This is a genomic window from Halobacteriovorax sp. YZS-3-1 (genome assembly GCF_047084945.1).
Lineage (GTDB): Bacteria > Bdellovibrionota > Bacteriovoracia > Bacteriovoracales > Bacteriovoracaceae > Halobacteriovorax_A > Halobacteriovorax_A vibrionivorans.
Genome location: NZ_JBKIYI010000002.1, coordinates 412,874 through 434,761, shown reverse-complemented (window position 1 = coordinate 434,761; position 21,888 = coordinate 412,874). Strand labels below are relative to the sequence as shown.

Annotated in this window: 22 protein-coding genes; 5 read left to right on the top strand and 17 right to left on the bottom strand. The window is 36.3% G+C overall.

What is annotated here, in order from left to right; all coding sequences use genetic code 11:
* Window positions 1-29: 29 nt before the first annotated feature.
* The 4 genes from ACMAZI_RS12060 to ACMAZI_RS12045 are packed head-to-tail and all read right to left on the bottom strand — an operon-like array spanning window position 30 to window position 3,749.
* Window positions 30-578: a hypothetical protein gene (locus ACMAZI_RS12060; protein ID WP_412474145.1), complete on the bottom strand. Its 549-nt coding sequence runs from the start codon at window positions 576-578 to the stop codon at window positions 30-32.
* Complete coding sequence (locus ACMAZI_RS12055; RefSeq protein ID WP_412474144.1) at window positions 578-2,071, bottom strand: Gldg family protein; 1,494 nt, start codon at window positions 2,069-2,071, stop codon at window positions 578-580. Before ACMAZI_RS12055 ends, ACMAZI_RS12060 begins: the two co-directional genes overlap by 1 nt.
* Window positions 2,068-2,826, bottom strand: coding sequence for an ABC transporter permease (locus ACMAZI_RS12050; RefSeq protein WP_115361470.1), 759 nt, complete (start codon window positions 2,824-2,826; stop codon window positions 2,068-2,070). The genes ACMAZI_RS12055 and ACMAZI_RS12050 overlap by 4 nt, the downstream gene beginning before the upstream one ends.
* Entirely contained in the window at window positions 2,823-3,749 is a 927-nt protein-coding gene (locus tag ACMAZI_RS12045; protein ID WP_115361472.1) for an ABC transporter ATP-binding protein, read from the bottom strand. Before ACMAZI_RS12045 ends, ACMAZI_RS12050 begins: the two co-directional genes overlap by 4 nt.
* A gap of 138 nt (window positions 3,750-3,887) precedes the next feature.
* On the opposite strand from ACMAZI_RS12045, the gene ACMAZI_RS12040 reads away from it, so the two are divergent.
* A complete protein-coding gene (locus ACMAZI_RS12040) occupies window positions 3,888-4,874 on the top strand; it encodes a DHH family phosphoesterase (RefSeq protein WP_115361474.1) in 987 nt (328 codons plus the stop codon).
* Between the two features lie 11 nt (window positions 4,875-4,885).
* Here ACMAZI_RS12040 and ACMAZI_RS12035 read toward each other — a convergent pair whose 3' ends face one another.
* Window positions 4,886-5,329 carry a hypothetical protein gene (locus ACMAZI_RS12035; protein ID WP_334678917.1) on the bottom strand — a complete coding sequence of 148 codons (444 nt, stop codon included), beginning with the start codon at window positions 5,327-5,329 and terminating at the stop codon, window positions 4,886-4,888.
* A 439-nt stretch (window positions 5,330-5,768) separates the two neighbouring features.
* On the opposite strand from ACMAZI_RS12035, the gene ACMAZI_RS12030 reads away from it, so the two are divergent.
* Together ACMAZI_RS12030 and ACMAZI_RS12025 are read left to right on the top strand one after the other, a co-directional pair.
* Window positions 5,769-6,422, top strand: coding sequence for a hypothetical protein (locus ACMAZI_RS12030; RefSeq protein ID WP_115361478.1), 654 nt, complete (start codon window positions 5,769-5,771; stop codon window positions 6,420-6,422).
* Window positions 6,423-6,564: 142 nt separating this feature from the next.
* Window positions 6,565-7,197, top strand: coding sequence for a hypothetical protein (locus ACMAZI_RS12025; protein ID WP_115361481.1), 633 nt, complete (start codon window positions 6,565-6,567; stop codon window positions 7,195-7,197).
* Window positions 7,198-7,527: 330 nt separating this feature from the next.
* On the opposite strand, the gene ACMAZI_RS12020 is transcribed toward ACMAZI_RS12025, so the two are convergent.
* The 5 genes from ACMAZI_RS12020 to ACMAZI_RS12000 are packed head-to-tail and all read right to left on the bottom strand — an operon-like array spanning window position 7,528 to window position 12,730.
* On the bottom strand, window positions 7,528-9,012 hold the full coding sequence (locus tag ACMAZI_RS12020) for a hypothetical protein (RefSeq protein WP_120404245.1): 1,485 nt from the start codon (window positions 9,010-9,012) through the stop codon (window positions 7,528-7,530).
* 5 nt (window positions 9,013-9,017) lie between these two features.
* A complete protein-coding gene (locus ACMAZI_RS12015; RefSeq protein WP_115361485.1) occupies window positions 9,018-10,280 on the bottom strand; it encodes a TRAP transporter large permease in 1,263 nt (420 codons plus the stop codon).
* The gene (locus ACMAZI_RS12010) at window positions 10,261-10,758 is read right to left on the bottom strand and encodes a TRAP transporter small permease (RefSeq protein ID WP_115361487.1); all 498 of its coding nucleotides are present in this window, start codon (window positions 10,756-10,758) and stop codon (window positions 10,261-10,263) included. Before ACMAZI_RS12010 ends, ACMAZI_RS12015 begins: the two co-directional genes overlap by 20 nt.
* 3 nt (window positions 10,759-10,761) lie before the next feature.
* Window positions 10,762-11,751: a TRAP transporter substrate-binding protein DctP gene (gene dctP / locus ACMAZI_RS12005; protein WP_115361489.1), complete on the bottom strand. Its 990-nt coding sequence runs from the start codon at window positions 11,749-11,751 to the stop codon at window positions 10,762-10,764.
* Between the two features lie 13 nt (window positions 11,752-11,764).
* Window positions 11,765-12,730 carry a TRAP transporter TatT component family protein gene (locus ACMAZI_RS12000; RefSeq protein WP_115361491.1) on the bottom strand — a complete coding sequence of 322 codons (966 nt, stop codon included), beginning with the start codon at window positions 12,728-12,730 and terminating at the stop codon, window positions 11,765-11,767.
* Between the two features lie 363 nt (window positions 12,731-13,093).
* On the opposite strand from ACMAZI_RS12000, the gene ACMAZI_RS11995 reads away from it, so the two are divergent.
* Window positions 13,094-13,282: a hypothetical protein gene (locus ACMAZI_RS11995; RefSeq protein ID WP_115361493.1), complete on the top strand. Its 189-nt coding sequence runs from the start codon at window positions 13,094-13,096 to the stop codon at window positions 13,280-13,282.
* Window positions 13,283-13,287: 5 nt separating this feature from the next.
* On the opposite strand, the gene ACMAZI_RS11990 is transcribed toward ACMAZI_RS11995, so the two are convergent.
* From ACMAZI_RS11990 to ACMAZI_RS11975, 4 genes are read right to left on the bottom strand one after another with little or no spacing between them, the layout of a single operon-like run.
* A complete protein-coding gene (locus ACMAZI_RS11990) occupies window positions 13,288-13,770 on the bottom strand; it encodes a hypothetical protein (RefSeq protein WP_115361495.1) in 483 nt (160 codons plus the stop codon).
* A complete protein-coding gene (locus ACMAZI_RS11985) occupies window positions 13,767-14,132 on the bottom strand; it encodes a DUF167 domain-containing protein (protein ID WP_115361497.1) in 366 nt (121 codons plus the stop codon). The genes ACMAZI_RS11990 and ACMAZI_RS11985 overlap by 4 nt, the downstream gene beginning before the upstream one ends.
* Window positions 14,111-14,665, bottom strand: coding sequence for a Maf family protein (locus tag ACMAZI_RS11980; RefSeq protein WP_240406488.1), 555 nt, complete (start codon window positions 14,663-14,665; stop codon window positions 14,111-14,113). The genes ACMAZI_RS11985 and ACMAZI_RS11980 overlap by 22 nt, the downstream gene beginning before the upstream one ends.
* Window positions 14,649-16,088 (bottom strand): hypothetical protein, encoded by a 1,440-nt coding sequence (locus ACMAZI_RS11975; RefSeq protein ID WP_133296927.1) that lies wholly within the window; start codon window positions 16,086-16,088, stop codon window positions 14,649-14,651. Before ACMAZI_RS11975 ends, ACMAZI_RS11980 begins: the two co-directional genes overlap by 17 nt.
* Window positions 16,089-16,235: 147 nt before the next feature.
* Here ACMAZI_RS11975 and ileS point away from each other — a divergent pair, with 147 nt between their 5' ends.
* Entirely contained in the window at window positions 16,236-19,367 is a 3,132-nt protein-coding gene (ileS, locus tag ACMAZI_RS11970) for an isoleucine--tRNA ligase (protein WP_412474143.1), read from the top strand.
* A 29-nt stretch (window positions 19,368-19,396) separates the two neighbouring features.
* On the opposite strand, the gene ACMAZI_RS11965 is transcribed toward ileS, so the two are convergent.
* The 3 genes from ACMAZI_RS11965 to ACMAZI_RS11955 form a co-directional block, all read right to left on the bottom strand.
* Complete coding sequence (locus tag ACMAZI_RS11965) at window positions 19,397-20,437, bottom strand: hypothetical protein (protein ID WP_412474142.1); 1,041 nt, start codon at window positions 20,435-20,437, stop codon at window positions 19,397-19,399.
* Between the two features lie 10 nt (window positions 20,438-20,447).
* Entirely contained in the window at window positions 20,448-21,455 is a 1,008-nt protein-coding gene (locus tag ACMAZI_RS11960; RefSeq protein WP_115361508.1) for a hypothetical protein, read from the bottom strand.
* Between the two features lie 94 nt (window positions 21,456-21,549).
* Window positions 21,550-21,885: an HIT domain-containing protein gene (locus ACMAZI_RS11955; RefSeq protein ID WP_115361510.1), complete on the bottom strand. Its 336-nt coding sequence runs from the start codon at window positions 21,883-21,885 to the stop codon at window positions 21,550-21,552.
* Window positions 21,886-21,888: the final 3 nt, after the last annotated feature.

Genomic DNA, 21,888 nt, shown 5'->3' with positions numbered 1-21,888 from the left:
TTCCAAATAAATGAAAATAGAACAATGACCTACTCTTTTAGTTCACTATAAAAGAATGATTCTGGCGTCTGGAGAACTTCACGAAATTTTTGATACGGAATGCTTGAGCGAAGTCGATCCTTATCCTTCATATCAGCTGGAAAGGCAGTCTCAAAGCGAGCAATAAGCCAATGCTTCTTCTTATCTGATTCAACTAACATATAAAATTGCTGACTAATGGCAATCTTTTGCCCAAGGATAAATGAGACCTCTTTACCATTTTCAAAAGTAAATTTTAATTTTGGAGGATTCTCCAAAGAAAGAAGTTCCTCTTTTACTTCTTCATTATTTAAGATTCGATCAACCTTAAGCTTTTGCAATTCCTCATAGAATAATTTTAGATTCTCATCTTTCGTTTTCTTAAGATCAATACTTGCACCAGAAATTTTAATTCCCGTCACTTGCCCGTAACTTGATAAGGCAAGTATATCTCGTTTTTGCTTAATCTCTTGTGCCTGATCCTGCTCATCTCTTTCAACCGTAAAATAAGCGGCCGTTATTGTAAGAATCAAAATGATTAGTAGATAGACATTTTTCATTATGCAGCAAACTTCCTACGTTGATAAAGAACGAGGGCCACAATCAAAAAGATCAGTGGAAGGATCACAATTGAAAAATAAAAAATCATTTGCTTCTCTATGACTGATACTAGAAGTGGCTTCTCTTTAAAGACCACTGAATTCATGGAAGCAAGTTGTCCTTGTCCCGTCATCCAATGATAAAGATTTGATATAAATTTAAAATTTGATTGATAACTAAAGAACTTATTTGAAATAAAAGATGTATTTCCAATGGCCATTAGAGCTGGCGCATCTTCACGTGTAATAGCTGCGGCCATATCAATTGGGCCTGCAATATCGGCACTATCTTTTTTAACATCACCTGCAATAACTGAGATTAACTTTTGTTCGGCCCAACTCTTAGGAGAAGAACTTGCAAGAGAGTGAAAGTTTTTAACAAAGTCTTTTGCAGCACTAACAGAGCTAGCAAGAGGAAGAAAGACGCGCTCTCTAAAATCTTGATTTATATGTAATTTATCAAAGCTTGTAATAATGGGTGCTGTCCCCTTTGAGGATTCAAGAGAATTGGCCGGATCAATAACCACATCGTTATGAATAATTAGGCCATTATCCTCAAAGAACTTTTTAAGATTTGTAAGTTTTTCTCCGCGAAAGTTTGGCATAAAGGCACCAAAGATGCGTCCACCATTTTCATAATATGAACTAAGCTTTTCAACTTGCTCTTTTGAGAAATCATTAGTTGGCTCAAGGATAGAAAAGACATTACAAGTTTCAGGTATGGCCTTGGCCTGTAAAAGGTCAATTACATTTAATTTATAAGCTGATTGCTTAAGAACATGAATAAGTCCTGTAAAGCCATTATCAGTACTATCTTGAAACTTAGGATGATAATTAAAACAAATTGTCGGATCTTCTTTTCGTTGCAGACGAATTAACCCATTAGTAATTCCAAGCTCAAGAATACGAGTTACAATAACCTTCTTCTCCCCTTTTACAAGAACAATAGAAGGCGAAACTGTCACCCCGTATTGAGCAATCATATCCGGCCTTAACTCAGGATCATAATAGCTTGTAACAAGTGAAGTATTTTCATTCTTATATAATTCTAAAAGAGAAAGAATAGCGTTCTTTGATTCTTTATTTGAGAAAACAACCATCTCAACTTTTTCATCAAATTTATCAACTGTTTTGACCGTTAAGTCTGATAACGTATTGAGCTTTCTTTGACTTAAGTCCCAAATTCCACCTTTTTTAAAAACGATAAAATTTAAAACAGCAAGGATGCAAAAGAGTAAGAAAAAGGCGGTAAAATTAGAAAGTAAATTTCTTCCAAAAGTACTCTTAACAAAATTTCTTATCTCAGTTAAATGAAAGTAAAAAGTTAGAATCGTCATTGCAAGAGCAATGATAAAAGTAGCTCCCACTAAGAAAGCATGCTCAGGAATAACTAAGAAGAGAAAGCATGCAATTAAATAGAAAACAGCGCAAAGGCTTAGAGTAATTTTTTTCATTTTCTAACCCCCATATTGCGAATGCCCACAAAACTAAAGAAGCCAATAAATGAAGCTAAGTAAAGTAGATCAAAGCTTGTTATTGCCCCACGTGAGAAATAGAAAATATGAGAACTAAAACTGAAGTATCTCATAATGGCCTGAACCATCTCATTTTGAATAACATTTGAGCTGGCATAGACAATAAGAAATGAAAATAGCGCCCCAAAAGATAGAACAATAGAAGCAATATATGAGCGACTTAATAATGAAGCATTAAGACCGATGGCCAAGTAGCACATTCCCAGCCCATAGATTCCAATCATATTTGTAAATAATATTGCAAAGTCATCAAACCCCTTTGGTGCTAGAAATAGCGGGATAATGAAGATTGGCAAAGTAATGAAAACAAGCTTAGTAAGGGCACTTAAGTACTTTGCAAAAAAGATCGACTCATCACTTAAGTTTGAAAGCTTTAAAAGAGAGAAAGTATTCTCTCTCTTTTCTTTAACAAAGGCACCCATTGTAATCATAGGAGCAAAGAAAAGTAGAATAAAATTTAGCGCCGAAAATGTTGGTGCAATAACAAAGTCCACGACAGTCTTATTTGTTAACTGTGGTGCCATTTGTAAATTATTATAGAAAATTGCAGACATTATAAAGTTTGAGATGGCCGCAAAGATATAAATAATTGGAGATGAAAAACTCTCCACAACTTCTTTCTTATAGACAATTGAAATTCCTCTTAGGAGCGGTATTGTTTTTTTCAAACTCATGCCTTCCCTCCTGGCTTTGCCGTTAGCTTCTTAAAGATATCCTCAAGGCCAACTTTCTTATTCTGCTGTGAAAGAATAGATAGATCATTTTGTGCAAAGTATTTCGAAAGAATGACTCGTAAGTCCCCATCTGACTTTTCTTTAGAACTCTCTTTAGAAAAAGTATAAATATCACCAGATACTGTGAAATTAACACCAAGCTCTTTTAGCCCATTAAGCTTACTTGTATCAATATTTTCAAATTCAACTTCTACCTCTTGTTTAATCTCAAGAGTTTTTTCAATTTCATCAATTGGTCCATGAGCAATAATATGTCCCTCATTTAAGATGGCGATATCATCACAAATTGAAGCCAGATCACTTAATTGGTGAGAAGAAATAAATATTGTGTGATCTTTTGAGAGATCTTTAATCACTTCTTTAATTTGAATAATCGCATTTGGATCAAGGCCAACTAATGGCTCATCTAAAACAAGAAGTTTTGGGTTATGACAGATTGCTGCTGCAATCCCTACTTTTTGTTTATATCCCTTTGATAGATTTTCAATACGCTGGTGAGAAACATCAGAAAGTCCACATTTTTCGATAATCTCTTGAATTGAATAAGCATTCTGAGATGTTGCGTAAATCTCTTGTACAAACTTTAAAAACGGAGCAACTGTCATGTGACGATACAACGATGGTTCCTCAGGTAAATAACCAATCGTTAGGTCTTCACTTTTTATTAACTCACCTGCTGTATATTCTTGCTCTTCTAAGATTATCTTCATCAGGGTCGACTTTCCTGCACCATTTGGTCCTAAAAAGCCTAAAACCCCTTGGCGACCGATAGTTAGGTCCACGCCTTTAAGGACTTCCTTGCCAGGAAATGTCTTTCTAATGGCCGACAATTTCACCAGGCTATTATCCATTCCTTGATCCACAGTAAAAATCCTTCTTTAAACCTTCATTTTTTAAAAGCTTCTTTAAAATCCTAACAAAAAATGAAACAATAAGAAAAGTCTTAAAATTTAATCATCAAACCTTTGAGAAGGTTTGCGAATCTTCCGATTAGGAAATATATGACCAAGAATGTAGAGCGTTTCAAAAACTTAGTTGAAAAAGCAAATAATATTGTTATCACAACTCACATCTTTCCAGATGCCGATGGTATTGGAAGTGAGATTGCCTTATGTATGGCCCTTAGAAAACTCGGGAAGAATGCCATATGTATTAACGAGGAAAAGTTATTTGATCGCTATCGCTACCTTGATCCAGATGGGGTTATTTCAAATTACGAAGATTCAAAAGATCATTTTAAAAAAATAGATTTATTCATTGTAACTGATACCAATGCACTTCCTCGTATTGGTAAGAATGTTCAAGAGTTAGTTTTAAAATCAAGTGAGCTACTCTTTATTGATCACCACCCTTGCCCAAAAGAGCTTGCAGCAATTCACTGTGTGGACTCAACCAAAGCAGCAACAGGTGAATTAGTAGGTGAATTAATTGAGGCCCTTGGTGTTAAGTTTGATGAGAAGATGGCCTTGGCCCTTTATACTTCAATTATTATCGATACCAGCTCATTTCGTTACCCAACAGTAACGGCCAATACACACAAGATTGCTTCAAAATTATTAGATACAGGTATTTCTCCTCCACAAGCTTTTAATCAAATCAACGGGATTAAACAAGTTGAGTATATTAAGCTTTTAGGCCAAGTACTCTCTTCTTGCCAACTAAGTAAGAGCGGACTTGTTGCATGGATTTCTATGACTGAAAATGATATTGAAAATCATAATTGTGAAGCAGAAGATACACATGGTTTCATTAATCACCTTCTAATTCTTGAAGGGATTGAAGTAGCCTGTATGTTTCGTGAAATTGACGACAAAGTTAAAATCTCATTTCGAAGTGTAAATCAAACTGTTGATGTTGGAATCATTGCTCAAGCACTTGGTGGCGGCGGTCACAATCACTCAGCAGCAACGATTATTGATGGAACACTTGAGAAGACGATTCCAGAAGTAATTCAAAAAATTGATTTAATGATTGAATCAGAAGACTAAGCGTTTAGTGCTTATTGATCTTTAAGGATTTTTCCCAGAACTTCTCTTTCTTTTGCAGAAAAGTTAAATGCACCGGCAGTTAAAGCATCTTTTAATTTTTCCTTAGTACCAGGATCTTTTGGATCATTCTTTTTTACATCACCAAAAGGCTCCCCTTCAGGAGTAACTTCAACTTTTGCAGTTGTCGCCTCTTTTAAAGCTTCCGCTTTCTTCTTTGCTGAAGCTGCATCAAGCTTAGTTTGGAAGGCCTGCTCTTTTTCTAATTTATGATTCTTAATTTTTGCGTGTATCTGACTACGACTAAGATCATTTGGCTTAGGTCTTCTAACAATCTTTGCCCCATTAGAATTAGGCATCGGTGAAAATGAAGAAGTCGAACTATCTGTTGCATAGTCTCTTCTTGCTTTCTTAGCTTGGTTAGCTGGTAAATGTGGTCGATCTGCTAATAATCTCACAATTTCATTGTACAGAAGTCCTTAACTCTTTTTTAGGTGGAAAAAAGCACGACTCTGTTTTTAGATGTACTTTCAGTAACTTATAATGCCGGTGCCTAAATTTGTCGGCAAAATTCGCCTTGCTCCACCTCAACAAGCTCCATAGTGAATAAGGCCAAAAAAAATTCAACGAGTCCTCATTAAGTAACTGAAATTACTGAAACATTTTTTAAAAAATTTACATTTTTTTTGAATTTCGTTAATCGAGGTACACATCATGTTGTTTAAATTCTTGAATTCTTCATAATGGCTTTTATCGAAATAAATCGAAGAGAGAACGATTTGTGGTCTTTGTCGTACGTCAGTTGAGTTCAATAAGTTGTAAAAGAGCACAAGCCTTCAAAGAGACTTCTATTAAAAAGGGAAATCAAAATCTAATAGAAAGTCATTTGAGGTAATTATGAAAAATTCACTAGTATTTAAGCAGTCAAAACTTTTAATCACTTCTGCACTTGTTACCCTGTCGCTACTAACGACGTCATGTGGTTCAGGGGACAGTTCAAAGAACTTGGACATTCCAGGTGTTGATGGACCGACAGTAGTTTTACTTCAGGATGATATCCTAATTGATATCGTTTTAGAAAATGTGCAAGTTGAGGGTGGTGCAAGATTCAACATCCCTAACTACACAAACTCTTACGTTGAGATCGCTCCAGATCTTCAGTCAAACGGAACGCTTCTAGCATTCTCTGTTTCACTTGATGATATTTTTGGTGGAAAAGCTGATCGTCTAGATCCACTTACTCTGCCAGGTGGACGTGCTATCCCAGGTGTTTCTGGTGGTGCTCTTCCAGCAGTAGCTTTCTCAGTACCAAGTATTAAGAACATCGCTTTCTACATTGGGCCACAAATCTTTGGTGTTTGGGTTCCAGTAAATGGTCTTAATATGTCAGGTGCAATGCTTACAACTCGTTTCTACACGGATAGTAAGAGAGTTGGTAACCTTTCACTTGTTGGTGAAGATGCAAACGGAGAAAACGGTGGTTTCTTCCTAGCACTAACAGTTTCTCGTTCAGAGGAAAGATACCTAGAAAGAATGGCCGATCGTTACTAATAGTCGACCAAAACGATTCACATAGTAAAAAATGCCCCCAGGTAACTGGGGGTTATTTTTTTCCCAAAAAAAATTAAGAACTACTTCACTTTTGTCGATAGAAAGGCATATGAGAGAAATTTTCCAAAAGTGAGGTATCGATATGGAAATCACATTAAGAAAAAGACTACTGACAGTCTTAGCACTACTAAGCTTCTCTTTCTTCTCTGTTTCATGTGGAGAAGGAAACGTTGAGATCCCAGGAGTTGATGGGCCAAACGTTAACCTACTAGAAGACAATGTTATTGTTTCAATGGTTTTAGAAGATGTATCTATTGTTGCTGGAGCAACTTACAAAGTTCCAAAATACAAGAAATCATTTATCGGACTTAACCCTAACCTAGAAGGTCCAGGTTCAGTTCTAACTTTTACAGTATCACTAGATGATATTTTCTCATCAGATGTAAAGCGTCTTGATCCAAAGACTCTTCCTGGTGGACGTATGATTCCTGGTGTAGCAGCTGGTGCTCTTCCAGCAGTAGCATTTACTGTAGAAAAAATTAAGAATATGGCATTCTACGTTGGGCCAAAAGTTTTTGGTATTTGGGTACCACTACATAACTTCAACCTATACGGATTTGCTTGGACTAAGTCTTTTAAAGCTGGTGACAAAAGAGTTGGAAATATCTCTCTATTTGGACAAGATGAAAACGGTGAAAATGCTGGTTTCTTCCTAGCTCTATCAGTTAAGTCTGCATACGAGAAGAGACTAAAAAGACTTTCTAGAAAGCACTAGCCGCGGCATTGATTGCCCAAAGGCAATCTATGGGACGCGGTGCTAGGCCACTAGACTTTAGCTAAAAAATTATTTCAACAAGCCGGGTTCAAGCCCGGCTTTTATGTTCAGTAGGTAGGTACGTCGTTACTTTTGGCACTTCCAATAAGTTAGGTACCATTACTCTCCTCAAAACATTGATTAAAACAAACTATATTAGTATCTGCTAATTGATAATAAACGACCTTATTAGGATGAACTAAATATGCAGTATCTTAGGTGATCATAAATCTATTATTGGGGATATTTTGATGTGTAAACTATTGAAAATGCCAAAAGTAACGACGTACCTTATTCTGAATCTGTAACCCAGATCTTCCACTTAAACCCAGTATCCTTATTATTATCTAATTTAATCTTCACTGGACGACTCTTATTCTCCAGATCATTAATAACATAGAAGTCATTACTAAGAATTCCCGTCATATTGTATAGACCCTGATGAAGATTATAATCAATAAGATACTTAATAAAAGTTAAACTCATTGGCGCCGCTACTGAACCAAGGTTATCAACCCTTTTCATCTTTGATAGCTGCTTGCGAGTTTGAAAGCTTCTTAAAGACCCATTGAACTTTTCAAGCGTCTTCTTTGAGAACTTATAATCAGTTTTAAAGCTCGTCATATCAACAACTGTTTTTTCTTTTGATTTCTCAAAGTTTCTAAGGGCCTTTTCAAAAGCAGAGACCTTCTCCACTGGCTTAGGCTCTGGCTTCTTTGGTTGAGGCTTTGGCTTTCTGATAATTTTAATGCTTTTAATATCAACTGTTTTAACCGGCTCAGGCTTTTTCTCTTCGACCTTTTTTACCTTCTTAACTGGCTCAGGCTTCTTTTGTTCAACAAGAGTTATTCCCTGATCATCAAATTCTTTTAAAGCACCAAACCAAAAGACCTTAAGCTCACCCTTTGAAGTAAGGGCCGTCTTAATAATCCTCTTACTCTTATCATCAATCTCTTCCATGTCTTTGGCCATTTCTTCATAGCGAGTGAAACAGGCTTGCCCCTTCCCACTGCGATTAAGAATTTTAAAGGCTGATGACTTAAGAATCTCATTTCGAATCTCTTTAATCTGTGCAGCTGCCATGTATTCATCATTTTCACTACAAAGACTTTGAATTTCATTTTTGGCAAATTGACATGCTTTTATAAGATGACTCTTCTCATCTCCACCGAAATCTAATCTAAGAATCTTTACAAGATCAGGATGGTAAGTTTCAAGACTAAATCTTCGATCAGTCTTAAGCTTGATTGGATATTTCCCCCAGTCTACGATATCTGGAAAGAAGTCTGAAACACGCCCAATAAAGAGCTTCATATCTTTTGACTTAGGCTTACACTGCTTAAAAATTGTTTCGTAATCAATCTGGCAGCTCTTCTCATCACCATATTGATATAGGGCGATACTTGTTTGTCGATAAAACTCGTAAAGACTAGCAATTGAAGTTAAGCGAATTAAGTAGCGCATATAGGCCAAATTCTCTTTAAGTTCATACTTAGAGCAAGAGAAGTTTGGATAGATATAGCGATTAAAGTCTTGTGAGAGATCCGTTAATTCTGGAACGAGAAGTACATCAAAGTAATTACGTCCAGTGTATTCATCATAGAACTCTTGTTTTTCATTTTGATGATCGATAATCAATCTTGGATCAAGTGGCCCATCATAATGCTCAAAGTCCCACTCACCTTTAACTCCATCTTCCTGTACAAGTGAAAGCGCACTTGTGGGATGAAGAATAAGGATGAGTAAAAATAGTTGTAAGTATTTAAAAATAAACATCCTCTTTATTGTACCCAAAGAAGACTGATGGCCGGCACATAGGTAATAATGGCCAAACAAATTAGTAGAATAAAGAGAAACGGCAAGGCCGAGCGATATAGTTCAGTAATTGGTCTCTTAAAGCGAATGGAGCTAATAAAGAGATTAATTCCCACTGGAGGCGTTATATAACCGATTTCTAAATTAGTGAGAAAGACAATGGCCAAATGAATTGGATGTATATCAAATTGCTGGGCCAATGGAAGAATTAGTGGAACAACCACAATTATCGCACTAAAAATATCCATTAAACTTCCTACAATAAGTAAGAAAACGTTCAAGAATAAAAGAAAGGCGTATTTATTAGTTAGAACTCCACTAAAGGCCGTAAATAATTGATTTGGAACTTCTTCATCAACGAGAAAGTTTGTTAGTCCAAGAGCGCAACAAAGAATAATAAGAATGGCCCCAACCATAGTCATGGAGTCTTTGATAATCCCAGGAACATCCTTAGTAAGACTTAAATCCTTATAAACAAAGCATTCAATGATTAGAATGTAGAAGGCCGTAAATGCAGCAGCTTCTGTTACAGTAACAAAGCCACCATAAATTCCCACAAGAACTGCAATAGGTAGTAACAACTCAAAGAAGGCCCCTTTAAAACTTGCAATGGCCTCACTTAACTCAAACTTACCTCTTTCATTATTTTTCCCAGACTTAAGAATTGAATAAATGGCAAGGCCCACAATCAATAGGACACCTGGAACAATTCCCGCTTTAAAGAGTTGATCAATATCAACACCAGCAACAATTCCGTAGAGAATAATTGGCAGTGAAGGAGGAAAGAGTAAACCAAGAGAGCCTGAGGTCGTAATAAAGCCCATTGTGAACTTGTCACTATGTCCACGGCCCATAAGAATTGGATAGATTAGGCCACCAAGAGCAACGATCGTTACACCACTAGCTCCTGTAAATGCAGTAAAGAAGGCACAAAGACAAAGGCCAACAATGGCAACTCCACCAGGCATCCAAGAAAGCATGGCATTGGTAAAGCGAAATAATCTCTTTGGTGCATTTGATTCTGCAAGTAAGTATCCTGCAAATGTAAATAATGGAATTGTTAAAATAGTTGGAGCAGAAGCAAGTCGATAGATCTCAACAGAAACTGCCGATGGATCAATCCCATTATGAAAGAAGGCCGCTAAGGCGACACATCCTAAGACGATAAAAAGAGGCACACCAATTAGCGCCAAAATTAATGCGGCAATACTAATTGTTATTAAGCTCATGCTCTTCTTCCCTAAAGTCTAAGAATGCTAGAAGTGAGCGCCAAAAGATTAGCGCAAACCCTGCTGGAATAATACCTACTAAAACAGATGTATGAACTCCCAGTGATGAAAGACGTCCATATTCTTTTTCAACATTATAAAATTGTACACCTGAAGCAAAAAGCCAAGTGGCCCCAACAATTGTACAAAGACTGATAAATTTATTTAAAACAAAGAGTGATTTTTTATATCCTGAGTTTTCTAAGAACTTAGGAAGAATCTCAATAGCGATATGGCGAGACTTTCCACTTGCCATTGCAGCACCAAAGAATGCCAAGACAAAAACGAGGTGTCGAACTAATGGATCAATCCAAGAAAAAGAAAGATTGAACCATCTCAAAATAATTGAGGCGACACTAAAGCCTAAGATTGTTACGACGACAATAACAAGGCCAGTACTGATAAAATCATCGGTGAGTTTTTCGACTTTTCTAATCACAACTTAATTCTTCTTTTTACTCTTTTCTAAACTCTTTTCTAGCAGCTCATAGGCCTTTGCAGAAAACAGCTTTCCTTTTAATTTCTTAATTGTAGCTTCTCTAACCTTTACAGCTAGATCAATATCCTTATCACTTAGCTTAACAAATTCAACACCAGACTGCTTCATAAGATCAAGTGAGTCCTGATTATCTTTTTCATTTGTTGCTTTAACTTGATCGATATATCTTTTTGAAACTTCCTTCACAATCTTTTGATTCTCAGGAGAAATTCTTTTAAATGCTTTGTTACTAATTAAAAAAGCCCCCACAGAAGTTGAAAGAGGAAAATCAATTAAATACTGAACCTTTGTATTCCACTGCATTGAAAGAATCGCTAGAGGTGGCGCATAAGCCGCTTCTATGATTCCAGTTGAAAGTGAAGATAATACATCGGGAAGAGGAAGTGGTACTGAAACTAATTTCATTTCTTCTAAGATCGTTTCAACAAGAGGATCTCCTTCCCAAGACCAAATCTTTACTCCTTGAAGATTATCAAGAGAAGCAATTTTATTTTTAGAAACAAAGTACACCATACCGATATCGAAGAAGCCTAAGTTAACAAAGTTCTTAGCTTCAACGCTTTTATTTAGATATGGAGTTAAGTCATCAATTGCTTTTAATACGCGGTCTCTATCGTGATAGAAAGTAAATGGTAATTCTAAGACACGGATATCACCGTTAATATCCCCTAGAGTCTTTGCAGTAAAAACTCCACCATGTAATTGTCCAACACGAATTTTTCTTAAAACATCTGGCTCATCACCTTGTGAACCACCAAAGTAGAATTTAACTTTTACTTTTCCACCAGTTTCTTTCTTAATGGCCTTGGCCATCTTTTTAAGATTCTTGGCCCAATTAGTTCCCTCAGGTGTTAAGACACCAACTTTTAGAGTTAGTGCATAAAGGTTAAATGTAACAAGTAGTGTAAGTGCAATTTTTAAAATATTTTTCATATGATCTTACCTATTAAAAAATTTCTTTTTCTAAACTTTCAATAATCTCAAGTCGTTTATTAGCGATGAGATTAAATAGATTATTATAATTAATTTCTGGAGCTTCTAGTTTTCCACCGCTCCAATACTTTGATTCTAAATTTTCACGTGTATATTTTTCTATTTCTAATTTTTGATTGAGATAAACATTCTTCTCATACATAGGAACTGCGTAGAATTGAATAAATGCTAAACGTACCATCATATTGTCTGGCCACTTTGCAATTGCTTTCTCAAATAAGGCCTTCCCTTCCATTGGATTACCACCAAGTCCACGTGGCCTAGATGCAACATAAGAAGCTGAAAAGATATCACAAGCACCGTAACCAAGTTTTGGATTCTTCTCACAAGACCAGTCATACATCACCTTGGCCAGTGGAAGATAAGCAACAGTTCTCATATTATCTCTTTGAAGATTAATAATTGAAGCCAAAGCCTGAGCTGTGTAGAAGACACCTTCAACATCAGAAGCACTATCACTTAATTTATCTTCAAGTAATTTATAAAATTCATCAGGGCTTGAGATATATTTTGTGAAGTCAAAGTTTTCAAAATCTCTTTCTTTAAAAAATAGAGCTGAATAACTAAGGGCACGAGTATAATTTGATAGCGCACGAGAACGATGAACAGAATTCATCTTTTCTTGTAGCTGATCTTTAAGATAGTATGTTTCATCAATAGCAAAGGCCTTGCCAGTGTAGCCTTTAATCAGAGTAACAATGAAGTCGACATTTGAGCGATCTGTAGCATAGAGCGTTTCTAGAACTTTGATATTTCCACTGATTGTTTCTTCAAACAAATTCCAGTCATTTTCCACTAAAACAGCATCTGAAGATTCAAAAATCATCTCCCCCATTTGCGAAGTCGCTGCCTTCTTAATAGTTGAACAAGAAACTACAGTAAAAAGTAGAATTAGCAATGCCAATTTTTCTTTGCACATTTTTGGCCATCCTTATAAAAACTATAGTAGTAATTTGCCTTATATAATTAGTAATTACAAGCAGTTATTACCTTTTTCTTGACGCTCGAGTCATCCACTACTGGCCGTATTGCACCATTTGTAAGCCCATGATATGATTAGAAAATATCATTCGGACTAAATGTTTTTTGCAGTTATTCCGAGTATATATTTAAGGATTTAAACTTTGTCACGGAGTGACCATTGAGAGTAGTTTTTCTACGAGTAGATGAACTACTTACCTAATCCGATTCTGAGTTAGTGAGCTTTTTCTCTCCACTTAGGTATCGATTAAGGTAAGTATTTTGAAAACCTTTTTCGGTAACTATTAACAAGGAGATGGAGATGTCATCACAAGGAACATCTAACGAAAAATTGACGCCAAACCTAAACCCAACTGGTCTAAACAGACTAAGAACTATTCGTAAGTCTGCTAGTCTAAAGCCTAGAAAGTCTCTTTTAAGAGTAAAGAGTCTTAGACCTACACGTGCTGTTTTAGGTGGAAGCAAGAAAACTGAAGAATCAGAAGGATAGAGAGTCTATCTCTTTTTTGATTTAGGTGAAATAAGTTGCTTGTCGTAAGTAGATTTCAAGCTACGCAAAGACTCGTCGCGAATTTCATCCAGTTTCTTAAGTCTTTGGTCGTGAAGAAAGTTGAGGTAGTTCTTCTTTGCAATAAAGAGGTTGTTTAAGTAGGTAACCTGAAATGCTCTCAACTCGCGGAAGCACAAGTCCTTTTCCACTCTGGTAAGCTTCCTACGACTTTCTTCAAGATCTTTTTGCGTTAGAACAAACGTTGAAAAATCCCCAGTACAAACACCTTTTTTAAGCTCAATGTAGCGATCGATTTCTTTTCTCAATTCCTGCGTCTTAGTTACGTAATCATCTGGTGGAAAACTTTTAACCTTTTCCAACTTATCATACATCTCTTTACTAACCTCTTTGTCAGTCTTTGCTTGAGGCTGAGCAACGGCCATCTTTGAAATAAGAATGAATGTTAAAGCGTAAGTTATATACTTCAAGCTAATGCCTTTTTAATTTTTTCCAAAAAATAATTACTATCTTTATTATGCGCAAAGACAAAGGTTATGGCCATTTTTTTAAACTTAGATTGTTGGCCACTCGTTAATTCTATGCTTCCTTTAGAGACACCAAATTTCTTAGCAACTAATTTCATAATTCCTGCATTGGCCTTACCATCTTCAGGTGGCGACTGAGTGCTAACGATGAGATGTCCAGTATCAGCAATAGCGAGCTTTTCTACTTTTGCTCCAGGCTTGGCCCAAATATCAATCTCAATAATGAGATCAACTGCATCGCGCAATACCTGATGATGAATTCCTAACTGTGTTAGATAGTCACTTATTGAAATACTTCTCTCCACTTAGAGCTGTCGTAGCCTAGATCAGACAGAAAGCTCTTCATTTCATCAATAAAATCAGAAAGTGGAAATCCCACAACGTTAGAATATGAGCCACTTAAGTTTTCCACAAATAAAAGACCCTGGCCTTGAATTCCATAGGCACCGGCCTTATCCATCGCCTCTTCACCTTCCAGATAGAGGTCTAAAATTTCAGGAGAAATATCTGTGAACTTAACTTCAGATACTTTTGAAAAAGTTCTCTCTTTACCACCGCATGCCATATAAACGGCCGTGTATACTTCGTGCTCTTTACCGGAAAGCTCATTTAACATGGCCCTTGCATCGGCCTTATCTTTTGGCTTTCCTAAGACCTTATCCCCAATTGCAACCAAAGTATCAGAGGCCACAATAAAGTGGTTTGGAGTCGAGTCTTTCGTAAGAGAAACGATATCTCTTCCTTTAAGCTCGGCCAGCTCTTCAACGATTTCTCTAGGATGTTGTCTCGTAGTAATTTCTTCGACGTCAGAAGGTTTTATTTCAATTGGTACTTTCATCCAAGATAGAAGTTCCTTTCTGCGAGGACTCCCTGATGCCAGGATAAATTTTAGTGTTGATGCCATTTAGTTTTTTCCATAAATCAAGTTTTTCAGAATTAAGCTCTGGAAAATAACTTCGAGAGTTCTCCATTGCTCCTGCTCTATAATAACTTTCCTGTGCCTTAGTGTAAAAGTCTTTCCTAAGGACATCTTTATCTCGTCGGCCAACTCGTGCAAGAACTTGCTTTCGATAGCGATCAGCAATGGCCAAGTTTGTGGTTTCAATTTGTCTTGAATGTTTCCAGAGAAACTTTATACGATTATCAAGTTCACCCTCTTCCCACAGTCTCATGCCGTAGGCCCTTGCATAACCAACTTCATCTAATTTCTCAAATAGAACTTGTCCGTATCTCTCTAAGAAGATCTCTCGAGTATAGTAAATACCATTAATTCTCTTCGTCATTAATTCATTTTGTAAGAGAACATCATTTGGTTCCACAATAAAGTAGTTTCGATTTATAAAAGAAAAACGATACCACGTCCCTTTACTTAATTGCTCAAACTCTTCGTTTGCATATCCTCTTAAGTTAACTTTTGGATTTGTCTCATTCTTATAAGAATAACCTAATTGCTCTTCATCTCGAAACTTAAGATAGCTATCATTACCAATTGAGACATAGGTTTCAAAAGAAGGAGAATATGCTTCAAATGAAAAGAGAGGCGATTGAATAAAGAATCGACTCTTTCTCATTACCTTCTTATTATTTTTTTTAATTAAATCATTTATAAATTTTGTACGAGATCGATAACGAATATCATCTTCAAATAAGTACTCATTTAGAGATACATTCTTATCAAAAACAATTGGATTTGTTCGATTGATTGGAAGAGGATGAAAGACAGCATCAGTGTCTCTCTTTTTACTCATTTTCAATTCTTCTTCTGAGCGAGAGATTAGAAGCATATTTCCAACATTTGCTCTTAGGTAAAAGAAGACCTCTTTTTCTAAGACATTAATTTCTTTAAAAGAAACCGAGCTCTCTGGCGCCATACGAATCAGGGTTCCATCAAAGAGCATTAACCAAAGATAACTATCCACACCAGTTTCAATATCATCGTTTTCTTTAATAAGTGAGCGGTAACCAACTTTATTCTCACCGAGATCGCGAAATAATGTACATTGGCCTACACATTTAATAACTCTTCCCATCTCTTCTCTTAGACCAGACATCTTGGCCAGATCACGCCAAAGAGGATAGCTTTCTTTAAAGCGTAAATCTTCCTTCCAGCTTTCATAACTGAGCCAGTCTTTGGCCTCTAACTTATCCCATTTAATTAGAGATTTTCGATCATCCTTAAACTTAAGTTCAGGGTTTGCGAAGGCCGCAAAGTAAATTGTGAGTAGTAATAAAACACGTAGCATCATAAACTTCATCGACAAAAGCTGGTCCTGGCCATAAATGAAGAAGAAATTGAGACTTTTTCGGCACTTTATGCCCGATCTAAACTGTCAAAATCATAGGTTTCGTGCTAAATTTTGGGCCAAATATTAATTTACACAGAAACTTTAACAGACAAGGTTGATACGATGAGTCAGGATAACGGACAATTTTCTTTTGTTAACACAGAACATGAAGTCTTAAAATTTTGGGAAGAAAACGATATTTTCCAAAAATCACTTGAGCAAACAAAGGAAAAAGAGCCATATATTTTCTACGATGGCCCTCCATTTGCCACAGGTCTTCCTCACCACGGTCACCTACTTGCTGGAACACTAAAAGATATCGTTCCAAGATATTGGACAATGAAAGGTCGCTACGTTCAAAGAAGATTTGGATGGGATACGCACGGCCTTCCAATTGAGCAAGAAATTAATAAGAAATTAGAAATGACTGCACACGAAGCATTAGAGAAACTTGGTGTTGCTGGTTATAACCAAGAGTGTCGCTCAATTGTTGATCGCTACACAACTGAATGGCGCAAAACTGTTACTCGCCTTGGACGTTGGGTCGACTTCGACAATGACTATAAGACAATGGACCCAACTTTCATGGAATCATGTTGGTGGGTATTTAAGTCTCTTTGGGATAAGGACATGGTTTACAAGGGAACAAAAGTAGTTCCTTACTCAACAGGTCTTGGAACAGGACTTTCAAACTTTGAAGCAGGCCTTGATTACCGTGACGTTCAAGATCCGGCCATCACTGTTCTTTTCAAATTAGACGATCCAGAAAAAGCTGGTGCTGATTACGTGGCCGCATGGACAACAACTCCATGGACACTTCCATCTAACCTTGCTCTTTGTGTGGGTCCTGATATCGATTATGTTCGCGTAAAAGATAATGATCGTGGTGTAACAATCATCTTTGCTGAAGCAAGACTTGAAGCATATACAAAGAAGCGCAACCTTGAAGTAATCGGTGAATCATTTAAGGGAAGTGAACTTCTTGGACTTCGCTATGAGCCACTCTTTGATTTCTTTGCTGATCTAAAAGAAGAAGGCGCTTTTACAATCTTTAACGATGACTATGTAACCACAGATAGTGGTACAGGTATTGTTCACCAAGCACCAGCATTTGGTGAAGATGATAATAGAGTCTGTAAAGAAGCTGGAATGAAGGCCGAAGTTTGTCCTATCGATGATGCCGGTCAATTCACAAAAGAAGTTTCTGCATATGCAGGTCAATACGTAAAAGATGCTGATAAGCAAATCATTAAAGACCTTAAAACAAATACAAAATTATACGATCACGGAAACCTCGTGCACCCTTACCCATTCTGCTACCGCTCAGGAACTCCACTAATCTATCGTACAATCCCTCAGTGGTATGTAAAAGTAGAAGAAATCGTTGATAAGCTTGTTGCTAACAACAAAGAAATTCACTGGGTACCAGGTCATATCAAAGCAGGTCGTTTTGGTAAGTGGCTTGAGAATGCTCGTGACTGGGCCGTTTCTCGTACACGTGTTTGGGGAACTCCACTTCCAGTTTGGATCAACGATGAAACTGGAAATATGAAATGTCTTGGTTCAATCGAAGAGCTAAAAGAGCTTTCAGGGGTTGAGCTTACAGATCTTCACCGTGAGTACACAGATGAAGTAACTTTTAAAATCGAAGGTGAAGAAGGAACATATAAGCGTATCCCAGATGTCTTTGACTGTTGGTTTGAATCTGGTTCAATGCCATACGCGCAACTTCACTACCCATTTGAAAATAAGGAAATCTTTGAAAACGGATTCCCAGCAGAATTTATTGCTGAAGGTTTAGACCAAACACGTGGTTGGTTCTATACACTAACAATCCTTTCAACTGCCCTATTTGATAAACCAGCTTTTAAGAACGTTATTGTTAACGGTTTAGTTCTTGCTGAAGATGGTAAGAAGATGAGTAAGTCTCTAAGAAACTTCACAGCTCCTGATGAGTTAATGGAAGAATTCGGATCAGACGCTCTAAGACTATACCTAATTAACTCTGGTCTTGTTAAAGGTGAAGAACAACGCTTCACTGACGCTGGTGTTAAAGACATGGTTCGCCGTGCCCTACTACCTTGGTTAAACTCTTTTAAATTCTTCCAAACATACGCATCAATTGATGGATGGAATTTTAATGAGCACGCTGAAAGTGGTGAGAATATCACTGATAATTGGGTTATCTCAAAACTACAAACTCTTAAAGAAAATATTGAAGCAGAGATGGCACAGTACCAACTTTACAATGTTGTTCCTGCGCTTTTTAACTTCATTGAAGATTTAACGAATTGGTATATCCGCCTGAATCGTTCACGTTTCTGGGGAGAAGGCCTAACTTCAGATAAGAAGCAAGCTTACACAACTCTTTTTACAACACTAAAAGAAGTTACGATTGCGATGGCACCATTTGCGCCATTCTTATCTGAGCATATCTTTAGTGAGCTTAAGAAATTTGATTCAAGTGAGAAGAACTTATCAGTTCACTTATGCGACTACCCTGTTGCAAATACAGAGCTTAAGAACTCAGTTCTTGAAGATGCCGTTGATAGAATGCAACAGATTATCCTACTTGGACGTCAAAAGCGTAACCAAGTTCAAATTAAGGTTAAGACGCCACTTGCTCGTCTAAGTGTTATTCACAAAGACCAAGCTCTTCTAGATGAAATCAAGAAACTTGAAGGATATATTCAATCAGAACTTAATGTTAAGAGCGTTGAGTACACAACTGATGAAGATAATTATATCAAGCTATACGCAAAACCAAACTCTCCAGTTCTAGGTAAGCGCCTAGGAAAAGAATTTGGTAAGTTTATGGGAATGATCTCAAAACTTGGTGCAGCTGAACTTAATGAGCTTGAAGAAAAAGGAAGCCTTGAGCTTGCTGGTGAAACATTTGCTCCTTCAGATATCCTAATTTTTAGAGAGGCCAAAGAAGGAACACAGGCCCTATCTAATCGTTATATTTCAATTGATATCGACACAAACCTAAATGAAGAATTAATTCTAGAAGGTCTTGCTCGTGAAGTTATCAATAGAATTCAAAGAACAAGAAAAGACTCTGGATTTAATGTTGAAGATCGTATTGAAGTAAACTTTAATGCAACAGATCTACTAGCAAAAGCAATTGAAACTCACACTGACTACATCACAAAAGAAACACTAGCAAATAGCCTTAATGCTAGTAGCGATGCTCTTGAACATGAGTTTAAAGTTGATGATGAGAATCTAAAAATGACAATTACAAAAGCATAATAAAAAAGCCTCCGAAATGGAGGCTTTTTTTATTCTTGAATTAACACATAACCGACAGGTTTTGGTTTTAAATCAAAACACTCTTGTCTCTTATAATCCTCAACAGCATCTAAGACTTCTCCCTGAATTTGGATTTCACCATATACATGTTTGTAAACAGTTTCATCATTTAATACATCCCATCTTCGAGTTCTAAGATTCCAGTCTCTATACTCAACGACTCCTGTAACTAAGCAATCCTTAGACTTTGTAATTTCTAAATTTCCAAAATCGTCACGCGTAAAAAAATCGTTAAATTTCTCAACTGACTCCTCAAAGTAGTCAAAATATCTTACTGTATATTGATGTTGTACTTCGATTACACGATATGGTTTCCAATTTCGAGGTACAGGCTTAGAGATAATTATCTGAGGTACTTTTCGGTATCCAACGTCGGATACTTTTATATCGTGAAAAATGGGCCTTTTAACAACTGCACCAGTATAAATAGTCTGTGATTTAAGCCCCTTGCATTGCTCTGGTTGTACAAGGCTTTTAAATTCATCCAAACTAATTTTTCCAGTTATACATCCATTATCAACTTCATTATTATAAGTTACTATCTCGTCATTCTTAAGCCTTAATCTTAACGTCTTAAGATGTACTTTATGATTAATGAATGCATCCTCTTCTACTTCATAGAAGAAGATTTTTCTGTCATTTTGATGATAGTAAGCTTGATTTGATAACTCTTTACCATTTTTTGAGACAAGAATAAAAGTCGCTTCAACTACATTCTCATCTAATGAAACTTCTAGTTCAATCTCATTTTCGTTTGTAAGATCATAAAGAGAAAGACTCTTTTGAGAGTTAATGTTTCTTAAATACATTGGTCTATTAGTTGAGCCACTTTCTTCACAAGTTACTTTATTCTCACTAGAGACCAAGTTAGTTCTGAAATTCTCACATTCAATCGAGAATGTTGATCGCATTTCATTTGAAGCTAATTTAAAACTTTTATTTATTTTCTCCTTGTCTGATGAGTTACAAGATACAAATAAAACTGTTGCCAATACTAATAACTTTTTCATTACTCTCTCCTTATTCCTTAATTAGGATTGTTCCTACTAATTTTGGTTCAACGGGATAACACTTCTTCACACCAAGGTTTTCAGACATGCTAAAAAATCGATCATTTACTCCTAGGCCACAGTTTTTACAAAGCTTATTTACTTCACTATTTTGAAGGCCTCGATTTACCTTCTCATAAACCGTTCCAAAAGGAAGATAGATTCCCTTTTCTTCATAAACTTTATGATCATAAAATCCTTCAGTGAAACATAAACGATCTTCAATTTGCTCAAGCTCAAATCCAAACTCTGTTTTATTAAGTTCGTACAGCTTTTCAACAGGAACCTGTTGAGTCGTCATGTGATCAAACAAACGATACTTTGATGTTATTTGATATACTTTGTAATCTACTCGCTTCATCTTAGGAAACTTCTTAGTACCTTCATAGAATTTTGGAGATTCAACTTCTGCTTTAAAGTTTGGAATAAATTTTAAATTTGGGCATTGGCCACGAAGATCATCAAGGTTAATATCTTCTACGTTAAAGAGTCCGGTGTCACATCCCTTATCTTCAATTCTTGCAACGGCCACAGGAGTTCCTCCTGTGTGATAGTTTGAGATCTTTAGGTAAACGTCGTGTGCACTAAAGTCTCCAATTCTAAGTTCCTTAAATTTAATAGAATTGAAACCATTGTAAAGCATATCTTCAGAAAGCCTCTTGCCATACTTAGAAACGAGATAAAAATACGCTTGAATTGGCCTTTGAGTTACAACTTCTAGCTCAACAACAGCATGTCTTTTTAACTTATCTTGCTCAATTAATTCTTCATCAATAGAAAATAGAAATTGTGCTTCTTCATTAATTAGAGATGTAGGACATGTGATTTTTTCTTCAATAATATCAGTCTTAATACCCACGCATTGAATACTCGACTCAGCAAGGCTTTGACGCTGATAAGTTAACTTCTCTTCTTTTGTTTGATTTTCATTACCACAAGATACTAGTGAAATAAGTGCTATTAATAATAGTAGACGCATATAAAACTCCTTTGATTTATGGCCGTTTTAGCGACATTTTTCTCAAAGGAGTCTTTTTTTCTAAATTGAAATGATATTTTTTAAACTTGAAATACTATGAACCAAAGCCTTTAAGCTGTTCCCCGCCAAGTACATGAAAATGCGTATGAAAGACACTCTGGCAACCGTGTTGATTAATATTTGAAACGACTCGAAAGCCATTGTTTTCGAGCTCATTTGATTGAGTAAACTCTTTAATAGCATCAAATACCTGGGCCATATCATCGCGACTCATCTCATTTACATTCTTAGAGTGGTTGCGATGGATGAAGAGATAATGCTCTTTTGCAAGAGGTTGAATATCTTTAAATCCAATAACGTGATCATTTTCAAATACTTTATCAGAAGGTATTTCACCTTTTAGAATTTTACAAAATAAGCAATCATCCATAAC